General features: G+C 72.2%; 18 protein-coding genes. 10 read left to right on the forward strand and 8 right to left on the reverse strand.

The features are described from left to right. Positions 1-9: 9 nt before the first annotated feature. Genes ACOKGD_RS06230 through ACOKGD_RS06245 form a run of 4 tightly spaced genes read right to left on the reverse strand, consistent with a single transcriptional unit; the run spans position 10 to position 4,985 of the window. On the reverse strand, positions 10-1,521 hold the full coding sequence (locus ACOKGD_RS06230; RefSeq protein ID WP_342335044.1) for an ABC transporter ATP-binding protein: 1,512 nt from the start codon (positions 1,519-1,521) through the stop codon (positions 10-12). Next, positions 1,518-2,333 (reverse strand): ABC transporter permease, encoded by an 816-nt coding sequence (locus ACOKGD_RS06235; RefSeq protein WP_342335042.1) that lies wholly within the window; start codon positions 2,331-2,333, stop codon positions 1,518-1,520. The genes ACOKGD_RS06230 and ACOKGD_RS06235 overlap by 4 nt, the downstream gene beginning before the upstream one ends. Beyond that, positions 2,330-3,367: an ABC transporter permease gene (locus ACOKGD_RS06240; RefSeq protein WP_342335041.1), complete on the reverse strand. Its 1,038-nt coding sequence runs from the start codon at positions 3,365-3,367 to the stop codon at positions 2,330-2,332. Before ACOKGD_RS06240 ends, ACOKGD_RS06235 begins: the two co-directional genes overlap by 4 nt. Beyond that, positions 3,348-4,985: an ABC transporter substrate-binding protein gene (locus ACOKGD_RS06245; RefSeq protein WP_342335040.1), complete on the reverse strand. Its 1,638-nt coding sequence runs from the start codon at positions 4,983-4,985 to the stop codon at positions 3,348-3,350. The genes ACOKGD_RS06240 and ACOKGD_RS06245 overlap by 20 nt, the downstream gene beginning before the upstream one ends. Before the next feature lie 172 nt (positions 4,986-5,157). On the opposite strand from ACOKGD_RS06245, the gene ACOKGD_RS06250 reads away from it, so the two are divergent. Together ACOKGD_RS06250 and ACOKGD_RS06255 are read left to right on the forward strand one after the other, a co-directional pair. Further along, positions 5,158-6,210 (forward strand): GGDEF domain-containing protein, encoded by a 1,053-nt coding sequence (locus ACOKGD_RS06250; protein ID WP_342335039.1) that lies wholly within the window; start codon positions 5,158-5,160, stop codon positions 6,208-6,210. A gap of 30 nt (positions 6,211-6,240) precedes the next feature. Then, positions 6,241-6,801, forward strand: coding sequence for a TetR/AcrR family transcriptional regulator (locus tag ACOKGD_RS06255; protein ID WP_342335038.1), 561 nt, complete (start codon positions 6,241-6,243; stop codon positions 6,799-6,801). Positions 6,802-6,815: 14 nt separating this feature from the next. Here ACOKGD_RS06255 and lipA read toward each other — a convergent pair whose 3' ends face one another. Continuing rightward, positions 6,816-7,778 (reverse strand): lipoyl synthase, encoded by a 963-nt coding sequence (gene lipA / locus ACOKGD_RS06260; RefSeq protein WP_342335037.1) that lies wholly within the window; start codon positions 7,776-7,778, stop codon positions 6,816-6,818. A 53-nt stretch (positions 7,779-7,831) separates the two neighbouring features. Then, positions 7,832-8,479, reverse strand: a complete 648-nt coding sequence (gene lipB, locus ACOKGD_RS06265) for a lipoyl(octanoyl) transferase LipB (RefSeq protein WP_342335035.1) — start codon at positions 8,477-8,479, stop codon at positions 7,832-7,834. A gap of 157 nt (positions 8,480-8,636) precedes the next feature. Here lipB and ACOKGD_RS06270 point away from each other — a divergent pair, with 157 nt between their 5' ends. Both ACOKGD_RS06270 and ffh read left to right on the forward strand, forming a co-directional pair. Then, the gene (locus tag ACOKGD_RS06270; RefSeq protein ID WP_342335034.1) at positions 8,637-9,077 is read left to right on the forward strand and encodes an aromatic ring-opening dioxygenase LigA; all 441 of its coding nucleotides are present in this window, start codon (positions 8,637-8,639) and stop codon (positions 9,075-9,077) included. Between the two features lie 80 nt (positions 9,078-9,157). Beyond that, positions 9,158-10,711: a signal recognition particle protein gene (ffh, locus tag ACOKGD_RS06275; protein ID WP_342335032.1), complete on the forward strand. Its 1,554-nt coding sequence runs from the start codon at positions 9,158-9,160 to the stop codon at positions 10,709-10,711. Between the two features lie 66 nt (positions 10,712-10,777). Here the strand turns inward: ffh and ACOKGD_RS06280 are convergent, their stop codons facing one another. Further along, positions 10,778-12,454 carry a glycerol-3-phosphate dehydrogenase/oxidase gene (locus ACOKGD_RS06280; RefSeq protein ID WP_342335031.1) on the reverse strand — a complete coding sequence of 559 codons (1,677 nt, stop codon included), beginning with the start codon at positions 12,452-12,454 and terminating at the stop codon, positions 10,778-10,780. 44 nt (positions 12,455-12,498) lie between these two features. Between ACOKGD_RS06280 and glpK the strand changes: the two genes are divergently transcribed. Next, complete coding sequence (gene glpK, locus ACOKGD_RS06285) at positions 12,499-13,995, forward strand: glycerol kinase GlpK (protein WP_342335029.1); 1,497 nt, start codon at positions 12,499-12,501, stop codon at positions 13,993-13,995. Positions 13,996-14,005: 10 nt separating this feature from the next. On the opposite strand, the gene ACOKGD_RS06290 is transcribed toward glpK, so the two are convergent. Further along, positions 14,006-15,163 (reverse strand): glutamate--cysteine ligase, encoded by a 1,158-nt coding sequence (locus ACOKGD_RS06290; RefSeq protein ID WP_342335028.1) that lies wholly within the window; start codon positions 15,161-15,163, stop codon positions 14,006-14,008. Positions 15,164-15,358: 195 nt separating this feature from the next. Between ACOKGD_RS06290 and rpsP the strand changes: the two genes are divergently transcribed. Genes rpsP through ACOKGD_RS06315 form a run of 5 tightly spaced genes read left to right on the forward strand, consistent with a single transcriptional unit; the run spans position 15,359 to position 18,218 of the window. Beyond that, positions 15,359-15,778 carry a 30S ribosomal protein S16 gene (rpsP, locus tag ACOKGD_RS06295; protein WP_342335026.1) on the forward strand — a complete coding sequence of 140 codons (420 nt, stop codon included), beginning with the start codon at positions 15,359-15,361 and terminating at the stop codon, positions 15,776-15,778. A gap of 2 nt (positions 15,779-15,780) precedes the next feature. Further along, entirely contained in the window at positions 15,781-16,011 is a 231-nt protein-coding gene (locus ACOKGD_RS06300) for an RNA-binding protein (RefSeq protein WP_342335025.1), read from the forward strand. 1 nt (position 16,012) lies between these two features. Beyond that, positions 16,013-16,624 (forward strand): ribosome maturation factor RimM, encoded by a 612-nt coding sequence (rimM, locus tag ACOKGD_RS06305; protein WP_342335024.1) that lies wholly within the window; start codon positions 16,013-16,015, stop codon positions 16,622-16,624. Between the two features lie 4 nt (positions 16,625-16,628). Then, entirely contained in the window at positions 16,629-17,309 is a 681-nt protein-coding gene (trmD, locus tag ACOKGD_RS06310; protein WP_342335023.1) for a tRNA (guanosine(37)-N1)-methyltransferase TrmD, read from the forward strand. A 39-nt stretch (positions 17,310-17,348) separates the two neighbouring features. After that, positions 17,349-18,218 (forward strand): fructosamine kinase family protein, encoded by an 870-nt coding sequence (locus ACOKGD_RS06315; RefSeq protein WP_342335022.1) that lies wholly within the window; start codon positions 17,349-17,351, stop codon positions 18,216-18,218. Positions 18,219-18,228 lie beyond the last annotated feature (10 nt).

Below are 18,228 nucleotides of genomic sequence, written 5' to 3' on the forward strand. Positions count from 1 at the left end.
CGTCGGTCGCTACCGGGCCGCCCCTCGCGCGGCGATCAGCTCGCAGGTGAAGGCGTGGGCGGGATGGGCGAAGAGAGCCTCGGTCTCGCCCTGCTCGATGATGCGGCCGTGACGCATGACGGCGACGCGATCGCTGACGCGCCGCACCACCGCCAGGTCGTGCGAGATGAAGACGATCGTGACGCCGTCGCGGTGCTGCAGGTCGAGCAGAAGGTCGAGGATCCCCGCCTGGGTCGTCACGTCCAGGGCCGAGACCGGCTCGTCGCAGACGAGCACGTCGGGCTGCGCCGCGAGCGCGCGGGCGATGGCCACGCGCTGACGCTGGCCACCCGACAGGGACGCCGGCCGACGCCCGCGCAGCGCCGGATCCAGCCCCACGCGCTCGAGGAGCCCCGCGGGGGAGGGCGCGTCGCCACGGCGGGCGTGATCCAGGATCCGCTCGACGGTGTGGCGCGGATCGAACGCTCCCAAGGGGTCCTGAGGGACGAGCCGGATCCGCGGGGATCCCGCGCGCGTCACCGTGCCCGCATCGGGGCGCTCCAGGCCGATGAGCAGGCGCGCGAGCGTCGACTTGCCGGATCCGGATTCGCCGACGACCCCGAGCACCTCGCCGGCGCGCACACGCAGGTCGACGCCGCCGACCGCGGGCGTGCTGCCGGCGGGGCCCGGATAGCGCCGCACCAGGCCGGAGGCCTCGAGCAGGGGAGCACCGCCCCGCGCGGGGTGGTGCTTCGCCCCGCGCGGGACCGCATCCAGCAGCGCTCGGGTGACCGTGTGCGCGGGGCGGGTGAGGATCTGCGCGGACGGGCCCTGCTCGACGATCTCGCCGGCATCGAGCACGGCGATCCTGTCGGCGATGCGGGCGACGGCGGCGAGGTCGTGGCTGATCAGGATCAGGCCGGTACCCTCGTCGCGCAGGCGCCCCAGCAGATCCAGCACCCGCACGGCGGTCGTCGCGTCGAGCGCCGTCGTCGGCTCGTCGGCCACGATGAGCGGAGCCCCGCCCACGATCGCCGACGCGATGAGCGCGCGCTGCCGCATGCCGCCGGACAGCTCGCCGGGGCGCTGCCGGAGCCGCGCGGGCGCCTCGGGGCGACCGGGCCCGCCGAGCGGCAGTCCGGCCGCCTCGAGCGCGTCGAGCACCCGCGCGCGCCGTTCGCCCGGGGGCACCCGGCGGATCGCGAGCGCCTCGCCGACCTCGGCGCCGATCGTGCGCAGCGGGTCGAGGGACTGGAGGGCGTCCTGCAGGACGAGCGACACGGAGACGCCCCGCAGCGTGCGCCACTGCCGCTCCGGGAGGCGCCGTGCGTCGCGGTCGCCGACGGTCAGCACGTCCGCCGAGACGCGGGCGCCCTCGCGCGCCGAGAGGCCGAGGATCGTCCGCGCCAGCACGGACTTCCCGGCCCCGGATTCGCCGACGATGGCGAGGCACTCGCCGGGAGCGACGTCGAGGTCGATCCCGCGCAGCACGTCGGCACCGCCCAGCCGGACGCGCAGATCCCGCACGGTGAGCAGGCTCACGTCGCCTCCGATCCCACGCCCGATGCGCGACGCCCGAGCACGGTCAGCACGGCCGCGGTCGCGACGATCACCAGCCCGGGCATCACCGTCATCCACCACGCGGTTGAGATGTACACGCGCCCGGCGTTGAGCATGGCCCCCCATTCCGGCGAGGGCGGCAGGGCGCCGAGCCCGAGGAAGCTGAGCGCGGCCACCCAGACGATCGCCTGGCCCACCCCGAGGGTGGCCGTCGCCACGAGCGGCCAGAGGGTGTTCGGCGCGATGTGGCGGACGAACACGGTGACGGGCCCGGCGCCCTCGTGCCGCGCGTAGCGGACGTAGTCGCTGCGGGCGACCCCGCGCACGCGCGCGCGCAGGATCCGCGCGTAGCCCGGGGCCGTCGCCACGCCGATCGCGAGGATCGACGCCTGCGTGCCCGGGCCCATCACCGCCACCAGGAGCAGGGCGAGCACCAGCGTCGGCAGCGCGAAGAGCACCTCGACGACCCGCGCGATCGCGGCGTCGAGCCACCGCGGCCCGAGCGCCCCCGCGAAGCCGAGCGCCAGCCCGGCGGCGATGCCGATGCCGGTGGCGGCGAGGCCGATGCCGGCCGAGGCCGCGGCCCCGTGCACCACGCGGGTCAGCAGGTCGCGCCCGGACTCGTCCGTGCCGAACGGGTGCGCCCACGTCGGCGGGCGGAATGCCTCGGTGGGGGAGATGGCGAGCGGATCTCCCGGCGCGAGCACCGACGGGGCGAACACGGCGAGGAGGATCAGGATCAGACCGACCGCGGCCACGACACCGCCCGCGCCGAGGCGTCGCAGGGCGCTCACGAGCCCACCGCCAGCTCGGGCGCGCGCTCGGCGGACGGAGCGGCGGTGCGCAGCCGCGGATCGACGATCAGCTCGACGGCGTCGACGACCGTGACGACCACGATGTACATCACCGCGACCACAACGACCGTGCCGATCACCACCGGGACATCCCGCCCGAGCGCCGCCTCGAGCAGGAGCCGCCCGAGCCCGGGGCGCGCGAACAGCGACTCGACGATGACCGCGCCGCTCAGCAGATGCCCGAACGCCCAGCCCGACAGCGCCAGGGCGGGGAGGCTCGCGTGGCGCAGCGTGTGGGCGAGCAGCACCCGACCTTCGCTCGCGCCGCGGGAGCGGGCGGTGGTCGCGAACGGCGCCGTGTCGGCCTCGAGCAGAGCATCGCGGGACAGCTGGGCCAGGAACCCCGCGATGGGGATCGCGAGCGTCACCACGGGCAGGACGAGCCCCGCGGGATCCGATCCCGCGCTCGTGGCGGGCAGGACGCGCAGCGAGGCCGCGAACACGAGGATGAGCACCGCGCCGAGCCAGAACTGCGGCACGACCGTCGCGATCAACTCGCATCCCCGCAGCACCGCCACGGCGGCGCGGCCGATGACCCCGCGCCAGCCCGACCGGGCGCGGGCCATGGCCGCGAGGGCCGACCCGGCCAGCGCCAGAGCCCATGCGAGAAGCAGCGCCAGGGCCGCGAGCAGCAGGGTGCCGGGCAGCTGCCCGCCGATGAGGTCGGCCACGGGCTGGTGGCGGGCGTACGAGTCGCCGAGCTGGAAGGTCGCGACGCGCCACAGCTGGGTCGCGTACTGCGCGATCAGCGGCTGATCGAGGCCGTACGCCTCGCGCGCCGCGGCGACCGCCTCGGGGCCCGCCTGCGACCCGGGCCCGCCCATGATCGCCTCGAGGGGGTCGCCCGATGCCCGCAGGGCGAAGAACACGACCGTCGCGACGATCCAGATCACCAGCAGGGCGGATCCGATCCGCCTCGCGAGCCAGGCGAGGACGGACAGGGCCCGTCGGCTGTCAGCCGGCGATCCGCGCATCGACGAAGGTCGGCGTGGCCACCGTGCTGAGGGTGGCCACCCCGGTCACGCCTCGCGTGAGGAAGTGGTTCTGCTGGTCGTACAGCGGCAGGATCGTGAAGCTCTCGAGCACCCGGTGCTGCGCCTGGGCGTAGAGGTCGGCGCGCTCGTCGTCGTCCTGGGTCGCCGAGGCCTCGTCGAGCAGCGCATCCAGCTCGGGATCGGCGAGCTGGGCGTGGTTGGCGAAGTATCCGGAGGGCGCCGGAGTGATCGCGTCGGAGTGGTACAGCACCCGCAGCACCTCCGCGCCGACGCGCGTGTAGGGGGCGCTCACGGCCTCGTACTCGTTCGCGCCCAGCATCCCGTACCAGGTGCCGAGGTCGACGGGGGAGAGCTGCACGTCGAAGCCCACCGCGGCCTCGTTCGCCTGGATCTGCTCGAACAGCGACTGCTCGGCGGCCACCGACTGGTTCGTGCTCACGGGGAAGCGGACGGTCAGGCGCTTGCCGTCCTTCATGCGCACGCCGTCGACACCCTTCTCGGTCCAGCCGGCCTCGTCGAGGAGGGCGGCCGCCGCGTCGGCGTCGGTGGCGAAGAGAGCCTCGTCGGAGACCGCCATGGGCTCCGAGCTTCCCAGCGGCGAGTAGGAGCGCTTCGCGGTGCCGAGGTAGAGCGCCTCGATGCCCGGGTCGGGGTCGGCCGCGCGGATGAACGCCTCGCGCACCGCGATGTCGTCGAACGGCGCCTGGCCCGCGTTGAGCTCGATGCGGTTGACCGAGCCCGGCCGCGGGGCGTCGATGTGGGTGATCTCGTCGCCCGCCTCCGCCGCCACGATGTCGGACGGCAGGGGGTTGTCGATCACGTTCACCTCGCCGGAGGCCAGGGCCGCCTGGCGCGTGGCGGCGTCGGGGATGAAGCGCCACACGAGCTCGTCGAGGTGGGCGGCGCCGGAGTTCTCGAACTGCGCCGACGGCGTCGCGTAGTCGTTGTTGCGCACCAGGGTGACGTGCTGCTGCGGGACCCACTCGTCGACGATGAAGGGGCCGGTGCCGATCGGGGCGGCGCAGTTCGCCTCCATGCCGCGGCCGATGCCGGCGGGTGACTCGATCGCCGTCCACGGCATGCTGAGCGACTCGAGCAGGGCCGAGTCGGGCTCGGTGAGGTGGAAGCGCGCATGGGTGGCGTCGACGACCTCGACCTCGGCGACCTTCGCGACCGCGAGGTAGCCGGTCGAGGACATCGTGTCGGGGTTCTGCAGGTGCTCGACGTTGATCTTCACGGCCTCGGCGTCGAGCGGCGTCCCGTCGGTGAACTCGACGCCGCTCTTCAGCGTGAAGTCCCACGTCAGGCCGTCCTCCGAGACGGTCCACTCCTCCGCGAGCCACGGGGTCGCCGCACCGGACGCGTCGCGACCGACGAGCGGCTCCAGGTACTGCGAGCTGAGCAGGGCCTGGGGATAGTTGCCGCCCACGTGCGGGTCGAGGCAGTCGGGCTCGGCGTCGCCGGTCGCGTAGACCAGCGTGCCGCCCTCCTGCGGTTCGGCGGACGGACCGCTCTCGCCGCCGGTGGGGGCGCAGGCGGTCGCGATGAGGGCGACCGAGGCGGCGAGGACGAGCGCGGGCAGAGCACGGCGAAGCATGGGCACCTTCGTGGGGGATCGCTGTCAGCAGAGGATTCCGGACGGGATCCAACAATACGCCCGGTGGAGCGGCCGGGCGCCGCACGGCGAATTCGGGTGGCGCACGACACACCGGGTGGGGTTTGTCCCCCATTCAGGGGACACAAAGGTGGTCCGGGCGTACTCTTCGAGGGTGAGAGATGCGACCATCCTGGATCCGGAGCGGACGGCACTGAGTGTCACCGTGCTGCTCCGTGCGATCCAGGAGCTCGCGATGGCCACCACCCTCGACGACGTGGTCAGCGTCGTCCGTGTGGCGGCCCGAGAGCTCACCGGCGCCGACGGAGCCACCTTCGTGCTGCGCGACGGCGATCAGTGCTACTACGTCGACGAGAACGCCATCGAGCCGCTCTGGCGCGGCCAGCGGTTCCCGCTCGAGGACTGCGTCAGCGGGTGGGCGATGATCAACCGCGCCACCGCGGTGATCCCGGACATCTACGTCGACAGCCGCATCCCGCACGAGGCCTACCGGCCGACCTTCGTGAAGAGCCTGGTGATGGTCCCGATCCGGTCGATGGACCCCATCGGCGCCATCGGCAACTACTGGGCCGACGAGCACGAGGCCACCTCCGCCGAGGTGCAGCTGCTGCAGGCCCTCGCCGATTCGACCTCGATCGCGATGACCCACGTGGACATCCACCGCGAGCTAGAGGCGCGCAAGAAGGCGCAGAGCGAGCTCGCCCGCCTCTCGAGGACCGACGAGCTGACGGGCCTGCTCAACCGCCGCGGCTTCTGGGAGCACGCGGGCGCCGTGCTCAGCGACGCCGAGGCGGCCGGCCGAACGGCCGTGATGGCGTTCATCGACATCGACGGGCTCAAGACCCTCAACGACACCTACGGCCACGCGGCGGGCGACGAGGCGATCAGGGCGCTCGGGCACGCGCTCACGCGCATCGCCGGAGCGGAAGACGTGATCGCCCGCCTCGGGGGAGACGAGTTCGCCGCGATCTTCGTGCACCCGGACGTCGAGCTCGAGCGCCTGCGAGAGCGCATCGCCGACGAGATCGAGGCCAGCGGCGACGGCCTCGCCGCGAGCGTCGGGCTCTACGCCGTGAAGCCGGGCGAGGTGATCACGGTCGATGCGCCGCTGGCCCGCGCCGACGCGCTGATGTACGCCGAGAAGCGCCGCCGCAAGCGGGCCTCGCTGTATGCGCACGCGACTCCCGCGGTCTCGGGCCGCAGGTGACGCCGGTCGCCGTGACCGTACGCTGATCGCATGACCACTTCGCGCGCCGGCCGGCCCAAGGCATCGTCGCGCGAGGTGCTGGCGGAGGCCGCGAGCGAGCTCTTCCTCGAGAAGGGGTACGAGGCGACCTCGATCGCCGAGATCGCGGCGCGCGCCGGTGTCAGCCGCTCGAGCTTCTTCAACTACGCGACGTCCAAGGGCGCCCTGCTGTGGGGTGGGCTCGACGAGCGGCTCGACGCCCTCGAGCGGGATCTCGCGACGCTCCGCCCCGGCGCGGCCGTGCGCCGGGTCGCCGACGGCTTCGCCCCCGATGCGCTGGCGCTGGCCTTCGCGCACGCCGAGGCGATGGGGCTCGTGGACGAACTCGATCGTGAGGCCGCGCTGCGCCGATCCCGGATCGGCCGTGCGGTGTCCCGCGCGCTGCGGCGGGGCGGCGCCGACCCCCTGCACGCCGACGTCGCCGGTGCCGCGTACGGCGGTGCGGTGATCGCGGCCGTCGAGCGCTGGGCCCTCGCCGGCCCCGGTCGCAGCGACCTCGCCGCGACGCTCGAGTCGGCGCTCGGGGCGATCGCGCGCATCCCCGTCGACTGATCCTCCTCCCCGCCTCAGACGGCCTGCAGGAACCCGCCCTCCGCGTCGGCGGCGATCCGCGCGAGGTGTGGCGGGATCGCCCGGCCACGGGCGATCATCGACTGCGCCCACAGGCGCCCGGCGCGGTACGACGAGCGCACCAGCGGCCCGGCCAGGACCCCGAGGAAGCCGATGCGCTCGGCCTCGGCCTTGAACTCCACGAACTCCTGCGGCTTGACCCAGCGCGCGACGGGCAGATGCCGGGGAGTGGGGCGCAGGTACTGCGTGATCGTGATGATGTCGCACCCGGCATCGTGGAGGTCGTTCAGGGCGGCGACGACCTCGGCGGGCTCCTCGCCCATGCCGAGGATGAGGTTCGACTTGGTGATCAGCCCGGCGCTGCGCCCCTGCGTGATGACGCTCAGCGAGCGGTCGTAGTCGAAGGCCGGGCGGATGCGCTTGAAGATGCGGGGCACGGTCTCGACGTTGTGCGCGAACACCTCCGGGCGGGCCTCGAAGATCTGCCCGAGGAAGGCGGGGTCGGCGTTGTGCTCGTTGGCGAGGAGCTCGACGCCGGTGTTCGGGTTGAGCTCGTGGATCCGGCGCACGGTCTCGGCGTTCAGCCAGGCGCCCGTGTCGGGCAGGTCGTCGCGGGCGACCGAGGTGACCGTCGCGTAGCGCAGCCCCATGGTGCGCACCGACTCGGCGACGCGGCGCGGCTCGTCGACGTCGTAGTCGGCGGGTCGCCCCGTGTCGATCTGACAGAAGTCGCAGCGGCGGGTGCACTGCGAGCCGCCGATGAGGAAGGTGGCCTCCCTGTCCTCCCAGCACTCGTAGATGTTGGGGCAGCCGGCCTCCTGGCACACGGTATGCAGGCCCCCGTCCTTCACCAGCGACTTCAACGCGGTGTACTCCGGTCCCGTCTTCGCGGTGGTCCGGATCCATTCGGGCTTTCGCTCGATCGGCGTCTGGGCATTGCGCACCTCGAGCCGCAGCATCCTGCGACCGCCGGGGGCGGGTGCCGGTGCGGACCCGGGTGCGCCGCAGGCGCTCACCGGACCAGCTCCGGTGCGAGGGCGGCGGACAGGGCGGCCGCGATCGGATCCAGCATCTCGAGGGGTGAGACCGGCTCGCCGAGCACCTCGGCGATGGTCGTGACGCCCGCGTCGGCGATGCCGCAGGGGACGATCCCGCCGAACCCGGCGAGCGAGTTGTCGCAGTTCAGGGCGAAGCCGTGCATGGTGACGCCCCCCGCGACCCGCACGCCGATGGCGGCGATCTTCGCGGGCGCGGCGTCGCCCGGGCCCCCGACCCACACGCCGCTGCGGCCCTCGACCTGGTGACCCTCGACGCCGATCTCGTCGAGCGCGGCGATGAGGGCGCGTTCGAGCCGGCGCACATGTCCGACGACGTCGTTCGGCTCGGCCAGTGTCACGATCGGGTACCCCACGAGCTGCCCCGGGCCATGCCACGTGATCCGACCGCCGCGGTCGACCTCGATGACCGGGGTGCCGTCGGCGGGGCGGTCCTCGGGCCGGGTGCGCCTGCCGGCGGTGTAGACCGCCTCGTGCTCGAGCAGCAGCAGCGTGTCCGGGCGCTCACCGGCGCGGACCGCCGCGTGCACGGCCCTCTGCAGCTCCCACCCGCGGTGGTAGGGGACGTAGTCCGGCGCGAGGCCGACGCGGACGATGTCGAGCATGGGTCGGCTCCCTTGTGGGGTGGGGGTGGGTTGTTGAATCGCGTCCAACAATATGCCCGGTCGGCGGTCCTTCGGCGTCGAAACACCGTTCTGGTGTGGTCAGACCACAGGCGCTACGGTGAGTGCAGGCAACGAAAACAGAAAGCAGGAGATCCAGATGACCGGCACGATTCAGACCCAGGGCACGGTCCGCGGCGCGCGGATCGCGGGAACGCTCGCGATGCTGGCGGGCGCCGTGCTCGTCATCGCGGGCATCGTCGTGTGGGTGGTGGTGGCCACCCAGCTGCGGGCGGAGAACATCATCGTCCCCGACGACGCGATGGCCTTCCAGGGATCCACGGTCGGCGGCCCCTTCACCGCCTTCGTGCAGGCCGACATCATCCAGCACCACGCGCTCGAGGCGTCCAACGGCATGACCTACGCCCAGCTCGCGCAGGACGACCCGGTGCGCGCCACCATGATGAACGCCTCGTTCCTGCGGGCGTCGCTGTTCACCTCGGTCGTCTCCTTCGGCGTCGCCGCCTTCGCGATGGGCATGGGAGTCATCTCGGGCATGCTCGGATGGGGGCTGCGTCGCGTCGCCGCCGCTCGCGCCTGACGGCCGCTTCGAGCACCGAGCCCGGCCGGGTGATCCACCCGGCCGGGCTCTCGCGCGTCCGCCGGTAGAATCAGGGCATCATGGCTACCTTCGGCACGCTCTCCGACCGGCTCACAGAGACCTTCCGCAATCTCCGCACCAAGGGGAAGCTGTCGCCGGCAGACGTCGACGGCACCGTCCGCGAGATCCGTCGCGCCCTGCTCGATGCCGACGTCGCGCTCACCGTGGTCAAGGACTTCACCGCCAAGGTGCGCGAGCGCGCACTGGGCGACGAGGTCAACCGCGCGCTGAACCCCGCGCAGCAGGTCGTGCAGATCGTCAACGAGGAGCTCATCGCCATCCTCGGCGGCGAGCAGCGTCGCCTGCGGTTCGCCAAGAACCCGCCCACCGTCATCATGCTCGCGGGCCTCCAGGGCTCGGGAAAGACGACGTTCGCCGGCAAGCTCGCGCGCCAGCTCGAGAAGGACGGCCACACGCCGCTGCTGGTCGCCGCCGATCTCCAGCGCCCCAACGCCGTGAACCAGCTGCAGGTCGTCGCCGAGCGCGCGGGTGCCGCGATCTACGCGCCCGAGCCGGGCAACGGCGTCGGCGACCCCGTGCAGGTCTCGCGCGCCGGCGTCGAGTACGCCAGGCAGAAGCAGCACGACATCGTCATCATCGACACCGCCGGCCGCCTCGGCGTCGACGCCGAGCTGATGAAGCAGGCCGCGGATATCCGCACCGCGACGAACCCGGACGAGGTCCTGTTCGTCATCGACGCCATGATCGGTCAGGACGCGGTCAACACCGCGAAGGCCTTCCAGGACGGCGTCGACTTCACCGGCGTGGTGCTGTCGAAGCTCGACGGCGACGCCCGCGGCGGCGCCGCGCTCTCGGTGGCGTCCGTCACCGGCCGCCCGATCATCTTCGCCTCGACGGGCGAGAACCTCGAGGACCTCGAGCCGTTCCACCCCGACCGCATGGCGTCGCGGATCCTGGACCTCGGTGACATCCTCACCCTCATCGAGCAGGCCCAGCAGGCCTTCGACGAGGAGGAGGCGCGGCAGGTCGCCGAGAAGTTCGCGACCGACCAGTTCACCCTCGAGGACTTCCTCGCCCAGATGCAGCAGCTCAAGAAGATGGGCTCGATGAAGAAGATGCTCGGCATGCTGCCGGGCATGGGGCAGATGAAGCAGCAGCTCGATGACTTCGACGAGCGCGAGATCGACCGCACCGAGGCGATCATCCGCTCGATGACGCCCGCCGAGCGCCGCAACACCAAGGTCCTCAACGGCTCGCGTCGCGCCCGCATCGCGCGCGGATCCGGGGTGACCGTGACCGACGTGAACCAGCTGGTCACCCGCTTCGAGCAGGCGGCGAAGATGATGAAGACGGTCGCGCGCGGCGGCACCCCGAACATCCCCGGCATGGGTCCCGTCCCCGGCATGGGCCGCCCCGGCGCATCGGCCAAGCGCGGCAAGCAGGCGAAGAAGGGCGGCTCGCGGTCGGGCAACCCGGCCAAGCGCGCCGCCGAGAACGCCGGCATCGCCACCGCGCAGCCCACCGGATCGGGCTTCGGCCTGGGCGCGGGCGCCGCGCAGCCGAGCGAGGCCGACCTGGCCGAGATCCAGAAGCTCTTCGGCGGCGGTCGCTGACCCGCACCATCGCTCCGTGCGCGGAACGGCCCCGGGAGTCCGCTCCCGGGGCCGTTCTGCGCGCGCTCAGGCCGTGACGGGGGCCTCCACGCGCTCTCGCACGGCCGCGAGCTCGGCCCCGCGCTCGTCCTCGGTCCAGCCCAGCAGGCCACCGAGGGCGTCGGCGAGGCGCTCGAGGGTCTCGTCGTCGGCGCGGCCGGTGAACGCCAGGTCGGTGCGGCGCAGCACGACGTCGGCCAGACGCGCGACGTGCTCGTGGCGCACCATCCACTCCAGCTCGCGGGTGGTGAGCTCGTCGCCCAGCAGCGGCTCGTCGGGGGCCTCGGCGAGGAACGCGCCGACCTCCCTGGCGCGGGTGCCGTATCGCGTGAGCAGCAGGCGCGTGCGGGGCGAGTCCTCGCCGAGGTGCAGGCGGCGCCACGCGGCCTGGTCGGAGGGCGTGCGCGGGTAGTCCCGCCCGCCGCCGATGACCCGGCCCACGGTGCTCTCGACGCGCTCGAGGCCGAGCAGGCCCAGCACCGTGGACGCGAGGTGCTCGCCCAGCGCGCGGAACGTCGTCCACTTGCCGCCCACGAGGCTCACCAGCGGGACCGAGCCGCCGGCGCGGGGATGGAGCGGGTGATCCACCACGATGCGGTAGTCGCGGGAGACGAACCCGGGCGCCATGTCGTCGTGGCGGGGAAGCGGACGGATGCCGGCGAAGCGGTAGACGATCTGCGAGCGGTCGACCGCGATCGCGGGGAAGACGATCCGGATCAGGTCGAAGAAGTAGTCGACCTCGGCCTCGGTGCACACCACCGGCTCGCGCGGGTCGGCGTCGATGTCGGTCGTTCCCACCATCACCCGCCCCTTCAGCGGATAGATGAGCACGATGCGGCCGTCGGAGTTCTCGAAGAAGATCTCGCGCCCGCCCGTGGCCGCGAGCAGCTCGGGGTGATCGAGCACGATGTGCGAGCCCTTCGTGCCGCCCATAAAACGGGTGTCGGTGCCGAGGGCCGAGTTGGTGAGATCGGTCCAGGGGCCCGAGGCGTTGACGACGACCTCCGCCGCGACCGAGAACTCGTCGCCGGTGAGGGTGTCCCGCAGGCGCACGCCGTCGGCCGAGCGGCCCACCGCCTCGACGTAGTTCACGGCGCGCCCGCCCTCGGCCTCGCCGTCGAGCAGGACATCCAGCGCGAGGCGCTCGGGATCGTGCATCGACGCGTCGAAGTACGTGGCCGTGTATTTCAGGTCGGGGTTCAGCGCGGGCAGCTGCCGCAGCGACTTCCGCCTGCCGTGGAAGGCGTGCCGCGGCGCCACCCGCCCCGCGCCCGAGAACGCGTCGTAGAGCACAAGCCCCGCCTTGATCAGCGCGGCGCCGCGCTCGACCGGCGGACCGGAGCGATGGGTCAGGAACCGCAGGGGAGCGGTCAGGATCCCCGAGAATGTCGAGAAGATCGGGATCGTCGTGCGCAGGGGCTTGACGTAGTGCGGGGCGGTCTTCAGCAGCCCGTTGCGCTCCTGCACCGACTCCTTCACGAGACGGAACTCGCCGTTCTCGAGATAGCGGATGCCGCCGTGGATCATGTGGCTGGAGGCCGACGACGCGCCGGAGGCGAAGTCGCCCCGCTCGACGAGCAGCACGTCGACCCCCTGCAGGGCGAGATCGCGGAACGTCGCGATGCCGTTGATCCCGCCTCCGATGATCAGAACCTGCGCGCGACCGCGCTCCCGGATCGCGCCGACCTGCTCACGCTGCGTCATGGCGTCCCCTCTCCCTGGGCTTCTACGCCCTAGCCTATGGAGCCATGGACTACGTGGTCTCTATCGATCAGGGCACAACCAGCACGCGCGCGATGGTGTTCGACCGGGCGGGCCGCCCGCGGGCGACCGGTCAGCTCGAGCACCGGCAGATCTTCCCGCGCCCGGGCTGGGTCGAGCACAACGCCGCCGAGATCTGGACCAACACGCGCGAGGCCATCGGCCTCGCCCTGTCCAAGGCCGACATCACGCGGCACGACGTCGCCGCGGTCGGCATCACCAACCAGCGCGAGACGGTCGTTGTGTGGGACGCGAAGACGGGGCGGCCGATCCACAACGCCATCGTCTGGCAGGACACCCGCACGCAGGCCGAGATCGACGCCCTCGCGGCGGACGGCGGATCGGATCGCTTCGCCGACGTCACGGGTCTGCCGCTGGCGACCTACTTCTCGGCGACGAAGATCGCCTGGATCCTCGACCATGTCGAGGGCGCGCGCGCCCGTGCCGAGGCCGGGGAGCTGCTGTTCGGCACCACGGACACGTGGGTGCTGTGGAACCTCACCGGAGGCCCCAGCGGGGGTGTGCACGTCACCGACGTCACCAACGCGAGCCGCACCCTGCTGATGGATCTGCGCACACTCGACTGGCGCGACGACCTGCTCGAGGCCTTCCGGGTGCCGCGCGCGATGCTGCCGCAGATCCGCTCCTCGTCCGAGGTCTACGGGCACGCGGGCCCGCGGAGCCTGCTGCGCGAGACCCCCATCGCCGGCATCCTCGGCGACCAGCAGGCGGCGACCTTCGGGCAGGCCGCCTTCGACCGCGGCGAGTCGAAGAACACCTACGGCACGGGCAACTTCCTGATCCTCAACACGGGCGAGGACATCGTCCGCTCGCAGCACGGGCTGATCACGACCGTCGCCTACCGGCTGGGGGAGGAGGCGCCCCGCTACGCGCTCGAGGGGTCGATCGCGGTCACCGGGTCGCTGATCCAGTGGCTCCGCGACAACCTCGGGATCATCCGGAGCGCGCCGGAGGTCGAGACGCTCGCCGCCGGCGTGGAGGACAACGGCGGCGTGGTCATCGTCCCGGCGTTCTCGGGGCTGTTCGCGCCGCACTGGCGGCCCGACGCGCGCGGCGCGATCCTCGGGCTCACGCGCTACGCGACGAAGGCGCACATCGCTCGCGCGGCGCTCGAGTCGGTGGCGCTGCAGACCCGCGAGGTCATCGACGCCGTGTGCGCGGACGCCGGGGTCGGCCTCGAGGAGCTGCGGGTCGACGGCGGCATGGTCGCCAACGACCTGCTGATGCAGTTCCAGGCCGACGTGCTCGATGTTCCCGTGCTGCGGCCCGAGGTCGCCGAGACCACCGCCCTCGGCGCGGCGTACGCGGCGGGCCTCGCCGTGGGCTTCTGGTCCGGCCTGGACGAGCTGCGCGAGCTGTGGCGCGAGGACCGCCGCTGGGAGCCGTCGATGGACGCCGAGACCCGCGACGCGCACCTCGCCCGCTGGCGCGACGCGGTGCCGCGCACGTTCGACTGGGCCTGAGCCCCCGGCGTCAGACGCCGCGCAGCCGGTCGCGGCGCGTGGGGCCGTTGCGGAACTCGCGGATCAGCGAGCGCGCGACCTCGCGCAGGTCGCCGTCGGACGCCTCGGCCACGGCGAGCTGGCGCTGGTAGCTCGCGCCGCGATCCAGGATCGCCCGCAGCTCGGCGAACTCGTGCTCGCACTTCAGCTCGAGGGCGATCGGCTCCAGGCGCTCGATCGTCTCGCGCAGGTGCTCGCGCACGGGCACCTGCGTGCCCTCTCGGTCGATGATGATCCGCGCCTCGAGCCCGAAGCGGGCCGCGCGCCACTTGTTCTCGCGGACGAACCACGGCTGCAGCTCCGGCAGCTCGCGGCCCTCGTCGAGGTCGCGCGAGAACGACTCCACCAGCGTCTGAACGAGCGCGGCGACGGCGGCAAGCTCGGGCAGGGTCGACATGCCGTCGCACGCGCGCACCTCGATGGTGCCCCAGCGCGGGGCGGGGCGGATATCCCAGCGCACCTCTGTGGCGTCGGCCATCACACCCGTGCGCTGCATGTCCTCGAGGTACGACTCGTACTCGCTCCAGGTGTGCAGCGCCCAGGGCAGGCCCGCGGTGGGCAGCTGCTGGAACACCAGCGAGCGGTTCGACGCGTATCCGGTGCGCTCTCCCGCCCAGAAGGGGCTCGAGGCCGACAGGGCCTGCAGGTGCGGCAGGTACCCGGAGAGCGCGTGGATGATCGGCAGCACCTTGTCGACGTCCTCGACCCCGACGTGCACGTGGATGCCCCAGATCATCATGTTGCGGCCCCACCACTGGGTGCGGTCGATGAGCGTGTGGTAGCGCGTCTTGTCGGTCACCGTCTGGTCGAACCAGCGCGCGAACGGGTGGCTGCCGGCGCACATCAGCTCGATGCCGAGCGGGTCGGTCTGCTCGCGCACGGCCTGGATGGCGTCGGAGATGTCGTCGACGGCCGCGGCGACGGTCCCGCCGATGCCGCTGGTGATCTCGATGGTGTTGGTCAGCAGCTCCTGGGTGACGGTGTGCCGCTCGAGCGCCGTCGCCTCCTCGAGCGCGGGGACGATCTCGGGCGCGCGGCCCACGAGATCCCCCGTCTCCTCGTCCGCGAGCATGAGCTCCCATTCGATGCCGACGGTCGAACGGGAGGAGGTGGCGAAGGTGATCGTCATGTCGTCAGTGTGGGTGCCCGGCACGCCGCCCGGCAAGCTGTACGCGAGCGGCCGCGTCATCTGGCAGAATGGAGGGTCGGACCGGGTGCTCGACCCTCTATCCAGCATCCAGAGTCCTCCTATTGAGCTTCCGCCGGAGTGCACCCCACTACCTGGCGACTGGTTCGCTTCGTTTCCACACCATTCAGGAGAATCGTGGCTGTCAAGATCCGTCTGAAGCGCCTGGGCAAGATCCGTGCGCCGTACTACCGCATCGTCGTCGCCGACTCGCGCACCAAGCGCGATGGTCGCGTCATCGAGGAGATCGGCAAGTACCACCCCACCGAGGAGCCCTCGTTCATCGAGGTCGACTCCGAGCGTGCGCAGTACTGGCTGTCCGTCGGCGCCCAGCCGACCGAGCAGGTCGCCGCCATCCTCAAGATCACGGGCGACTGGGGCATCTTCAAGGGCGACAAGGATGCCAAGAGCACCCTGAAGACCCGCGAGGACAAGACCGCTTACGTCGCCGACTCGTCCAAGAAGTCGGTCGTCAAGCCCAAGGTCGAGAAGAAGGCCGAGGCCGCTGAGGCCCCCGCCGCCGAGGCCGTCGAGGCCGACGCCGAGACCGCAGAGTAATCGTGCTGGCCGCCGCGCTCGAGCACCTCGTCAAGGGGATCGTGGATCACCCGGACGACGTGCGCATCGATTCGTCCACCTCGTCTCGGGGGGACGTGCTCGAAGTGCACGTCCACGCCGACGACCGTGGGCGCGTCATCGGGCGCGGCGGTCGTACCGCGAAGGCACTTCGCACGCTCGTCGCGGCTCTCGCGGCGGGCAAGCGCGTCCGCGTCGATGTCGCGGACGACTGACATGACGGAAGCGAAGCCCGCCAAGAACCAGCTGCGCGTCGGTCGCCTCGTCAAGGCCCACGGCCTGAAGGGCGCCCTGAAGCTCGAGCTGTACACCGACGACCCCGACGGCCGCTTCACGCCCGGGGCCACGTTCACCCTGCAGGTGCCCGAGCAGTCCGAGTGGCACGGCAAGACCATCACGGTGCGCGAGTTCCGCTGGATGAACGCGCAGGCCGTGGTCTTCTTCGAGGGCGTCGACGACCGCAACGCGGCCGACACCCTGGTGCGCGCCATCCTCTGGATCGACGAGGACGAGGACGCCCCCGCCGAGGATGACGCCTGGTACGACCACCAGCTCATCGGCCTCGATGTCGTGCGCGACGGCGCCGTCGTGGGCACGGTGGCGCGTGTCGACCACTTCCCGGCTCAGGATCTGCTGATCGTCGCGTCCGGCGAGAACGAGATCCTCGTGCCGTTCGTCTCGGCGATCGTCCCCGAGGTCGACATCGCGGGAGGGCGCGTCGTCGTCACCCCGCCGCCCGGACTCTTCGAGGAGCTCGCCGACGAGCCGGCCCCGGCCGAGGCGCCCGCTGCGGACGAGCCCGCGGAGACGTCCGAAACCACGGACTGATCCCATGCGGATCGACATCGTCACGATCTTCCCGGCGTTCTTCGACGTCCTGGATGTGTCGCTGATCGGCAAGGCCCGCGAGAAGGGCCTCCTCGACCTGCGCGTCCACGACCTCCGCGACGCCACCCACGACCGTCACCGCACCGTCGACGACACCCCCTACGGCGGGGGAGCGGGCATGGTGATGAAGCCCGAGCCGTGGGGCGAGATGCTCGACGCGGTGCTCGGCGAGGACGCCGTGCTCGTGGTGCCGACCCCCTCGGGCGAGGTGTTCCGGCAGTCGCTCGCCCGCGAGCTCGCGCAGGAGAAGCAGCTCGTCTTCGCGTGCGGCCGTTACGAGGGCATCGACCAGCGGGTCATCGATCACTACGCGGCGCGCGGCCGCGTGCGCCTCGTGAGCATCGGCGACTACGTCCTGAACGGCGGAGAAGTGGCCTCGATGGCCATGATCGAGGCCGTCACGCGCCTCATCCCGGGCTTCATGGGCAATCCCGAGAGCCTCGTCGAGGAGTCCCACGAGGACGGCCTGCTCGAGTACCCGATCTACACGAAGCCCGCCGTCTGGCGCGACCTCGAGGTGCCGCCCGTGCTGCTGAGCGGCAACCACGGCGCCGTCGCCGCGTGGCGCAGGGAGCAGTCGCTCGAACGCACCCGCGAGCGCCGGCCGGACCTGCTCGGCGACTGACCGAGCCGGGCGTCTCGGCGCCGATGGCATCATTGTCCGGTGACCGACGCCCCGCTGCTGCTCGACCGGATCCGCGCCGCGGGCATGGACGACGTCGTCTCCGTCGAGGCGGCCACCGGAGGGCTCGCGGCCGAGGCCGGGATCGCCCGCCGGCGCGACGGCACAGCGCTGTTCGTGAAGACGTTCCCCGACCCGCCGGGGGATGACGCGTTCGCGACCGAGGCCGAGGGGCTCACCGCCCTGCGCGCGCTCGGGGGCATCGCCACGCCCGACGTGATCCTCGCGACCGAGGACCTGCTGGTGCTCGAGGCGCTCGCCCCGCGGCCGCGGGACGAGGCGTTCTGGCGCGACTTCGCGCACGCGCTGGCCCACCACCACACCGTGACCCAGCACAACCGCTTCGGCTGGCACCGTGACAACTGGCTCGGACGACGCCGGCAGCACAACGCGTGGACGGACGACGGCTTCGTGTTCTTCGCCGAGCGGCGCCTGCTGCGCTGGCTCGACGAGCCGCGCGTGTTCGCCGCGCTGGGCGATCGGGGCCGTGCGCAGCTCGAGCGCCTCTGCGCGCGGCTGCCGGAGATCCTGCCGGCGAGCCCCGCGTGCCTCGCGCACGGCGACCTGTGGGCGCAGAACGTCATGGCCACGGCCGAGGGCCGCCCGGCGCTCATCGATCCCGCCGTGTCGTACACGTGGGCCGAGGTCGACTTGGCGCACCTGTGGACGACCGCGCCGCCGGCCGAGTCGCGCGGTTTTTTCGATCTGTACGCCGAGCTGCGCGGGCTCGACGCCGGCTGGCGCGAGCGGATGCCGATCATCCAGCTGCGCCAGCACCTCGCCGTCATCGCCCAGTTCGACCCCGACTGGGGCGCCGCCGACATCGCCCGCGAGACGCTCGCCCGGTTCTGATCGCGGGCGA

It is taken from the genome of Microbacterium phosphatis, from assembly GCF_049177115.1.
GTDB lineage: Bacteria > Actinomycetota > Actinomycetes > Actinomycetales > Microbacteriaceae > Microbacterium > Microbacterium phosphatis.

Bases quoted from the DNA above. Each gene is read 5' to 3' on its own strand.
- ACOKGD_RS06240 (WP_342335041.1), bottom strand. From the start codon at position 3,367: ATGCGCGGATCGCCGGCTGACAGCCGACGGGCCCTGTCCGTCCTCGCC.
- ACOKGD_RS06245 (WP_342335040.1), bottom strand. From the start codon at position 4,985: ATGCTTCGCCGTGCTCTGCCCGCGCTCGTCCTCGCCGCCTCGGTCGCC.
- ACOKGD_RS06255 (WP_342335038.1), top strand. From the start codon at position 6,241: ATGACCACTTCGCGCGCCGGCCGGCCCAAGGCATCGTCGCGCGAGGTG.
- lipA (WP_342335037.1), bottom strand. From the start codon at position 7,778: ATGCTGCGGCTCGAGGTGCGCAATGCCCAGACGCCGATCGAGCGAAAG.
- lipB (WP_342335035.1), bottom strand. From the start codon at position 8,479: ATGCTCGACATCGTCCGCGTCGGCCTCGCGCCGGACTACGTCCCCTAC.
- ACOKGD_RS06270 (WP_342335034.1), top strand. From the start codon at position 8,637: ATGACCGGCACGATTCAGACCCAGGGCACGGTCCGCGGCGCGCGGATC.
- ffh (WP_342335032.1), top strand. From the start codon at position 9,158: ATGGCTACCTTCGGCACGCTCTCCGACCGGCTCACAGAGACCTTCCGC.
- ACOKGD_RS06280 (WP_342335031.1), bottom strand. From the start codon at position 12,454: ATGACGCAGCGTGAGCAGGTCGGCGCGATCCGGGAGCGCGGTCGCGCG.
- glpK (WP_342335029.1), top strand. From the start codon at position 12,499: ATGGACTACGTGGTCTCTATCGATCAGGGCACAACCAGCACGCGCGCG.
- ACOKGD_RS06290 (WP_342335028.1), bottom strand. From the start codon at position 15,163: ATGACGATCACCTTCGCCACCTCCTCCCGTTCGACCGTCGGCATCGAA.
- rimM (WP_342335024.1), top strand. From the start codon at position 16,013: ATGACGGAAGCGAAGCCCGCCAAGAACCAGCTGCGCGTCGGTCGCCTC.
- trmD (WP_342335023.1), top strand. From the start codon at position 16,629: ATGCGGATCGACATCGTCACGATCTTCCCGGCGTTCTTCGACGTCCTG.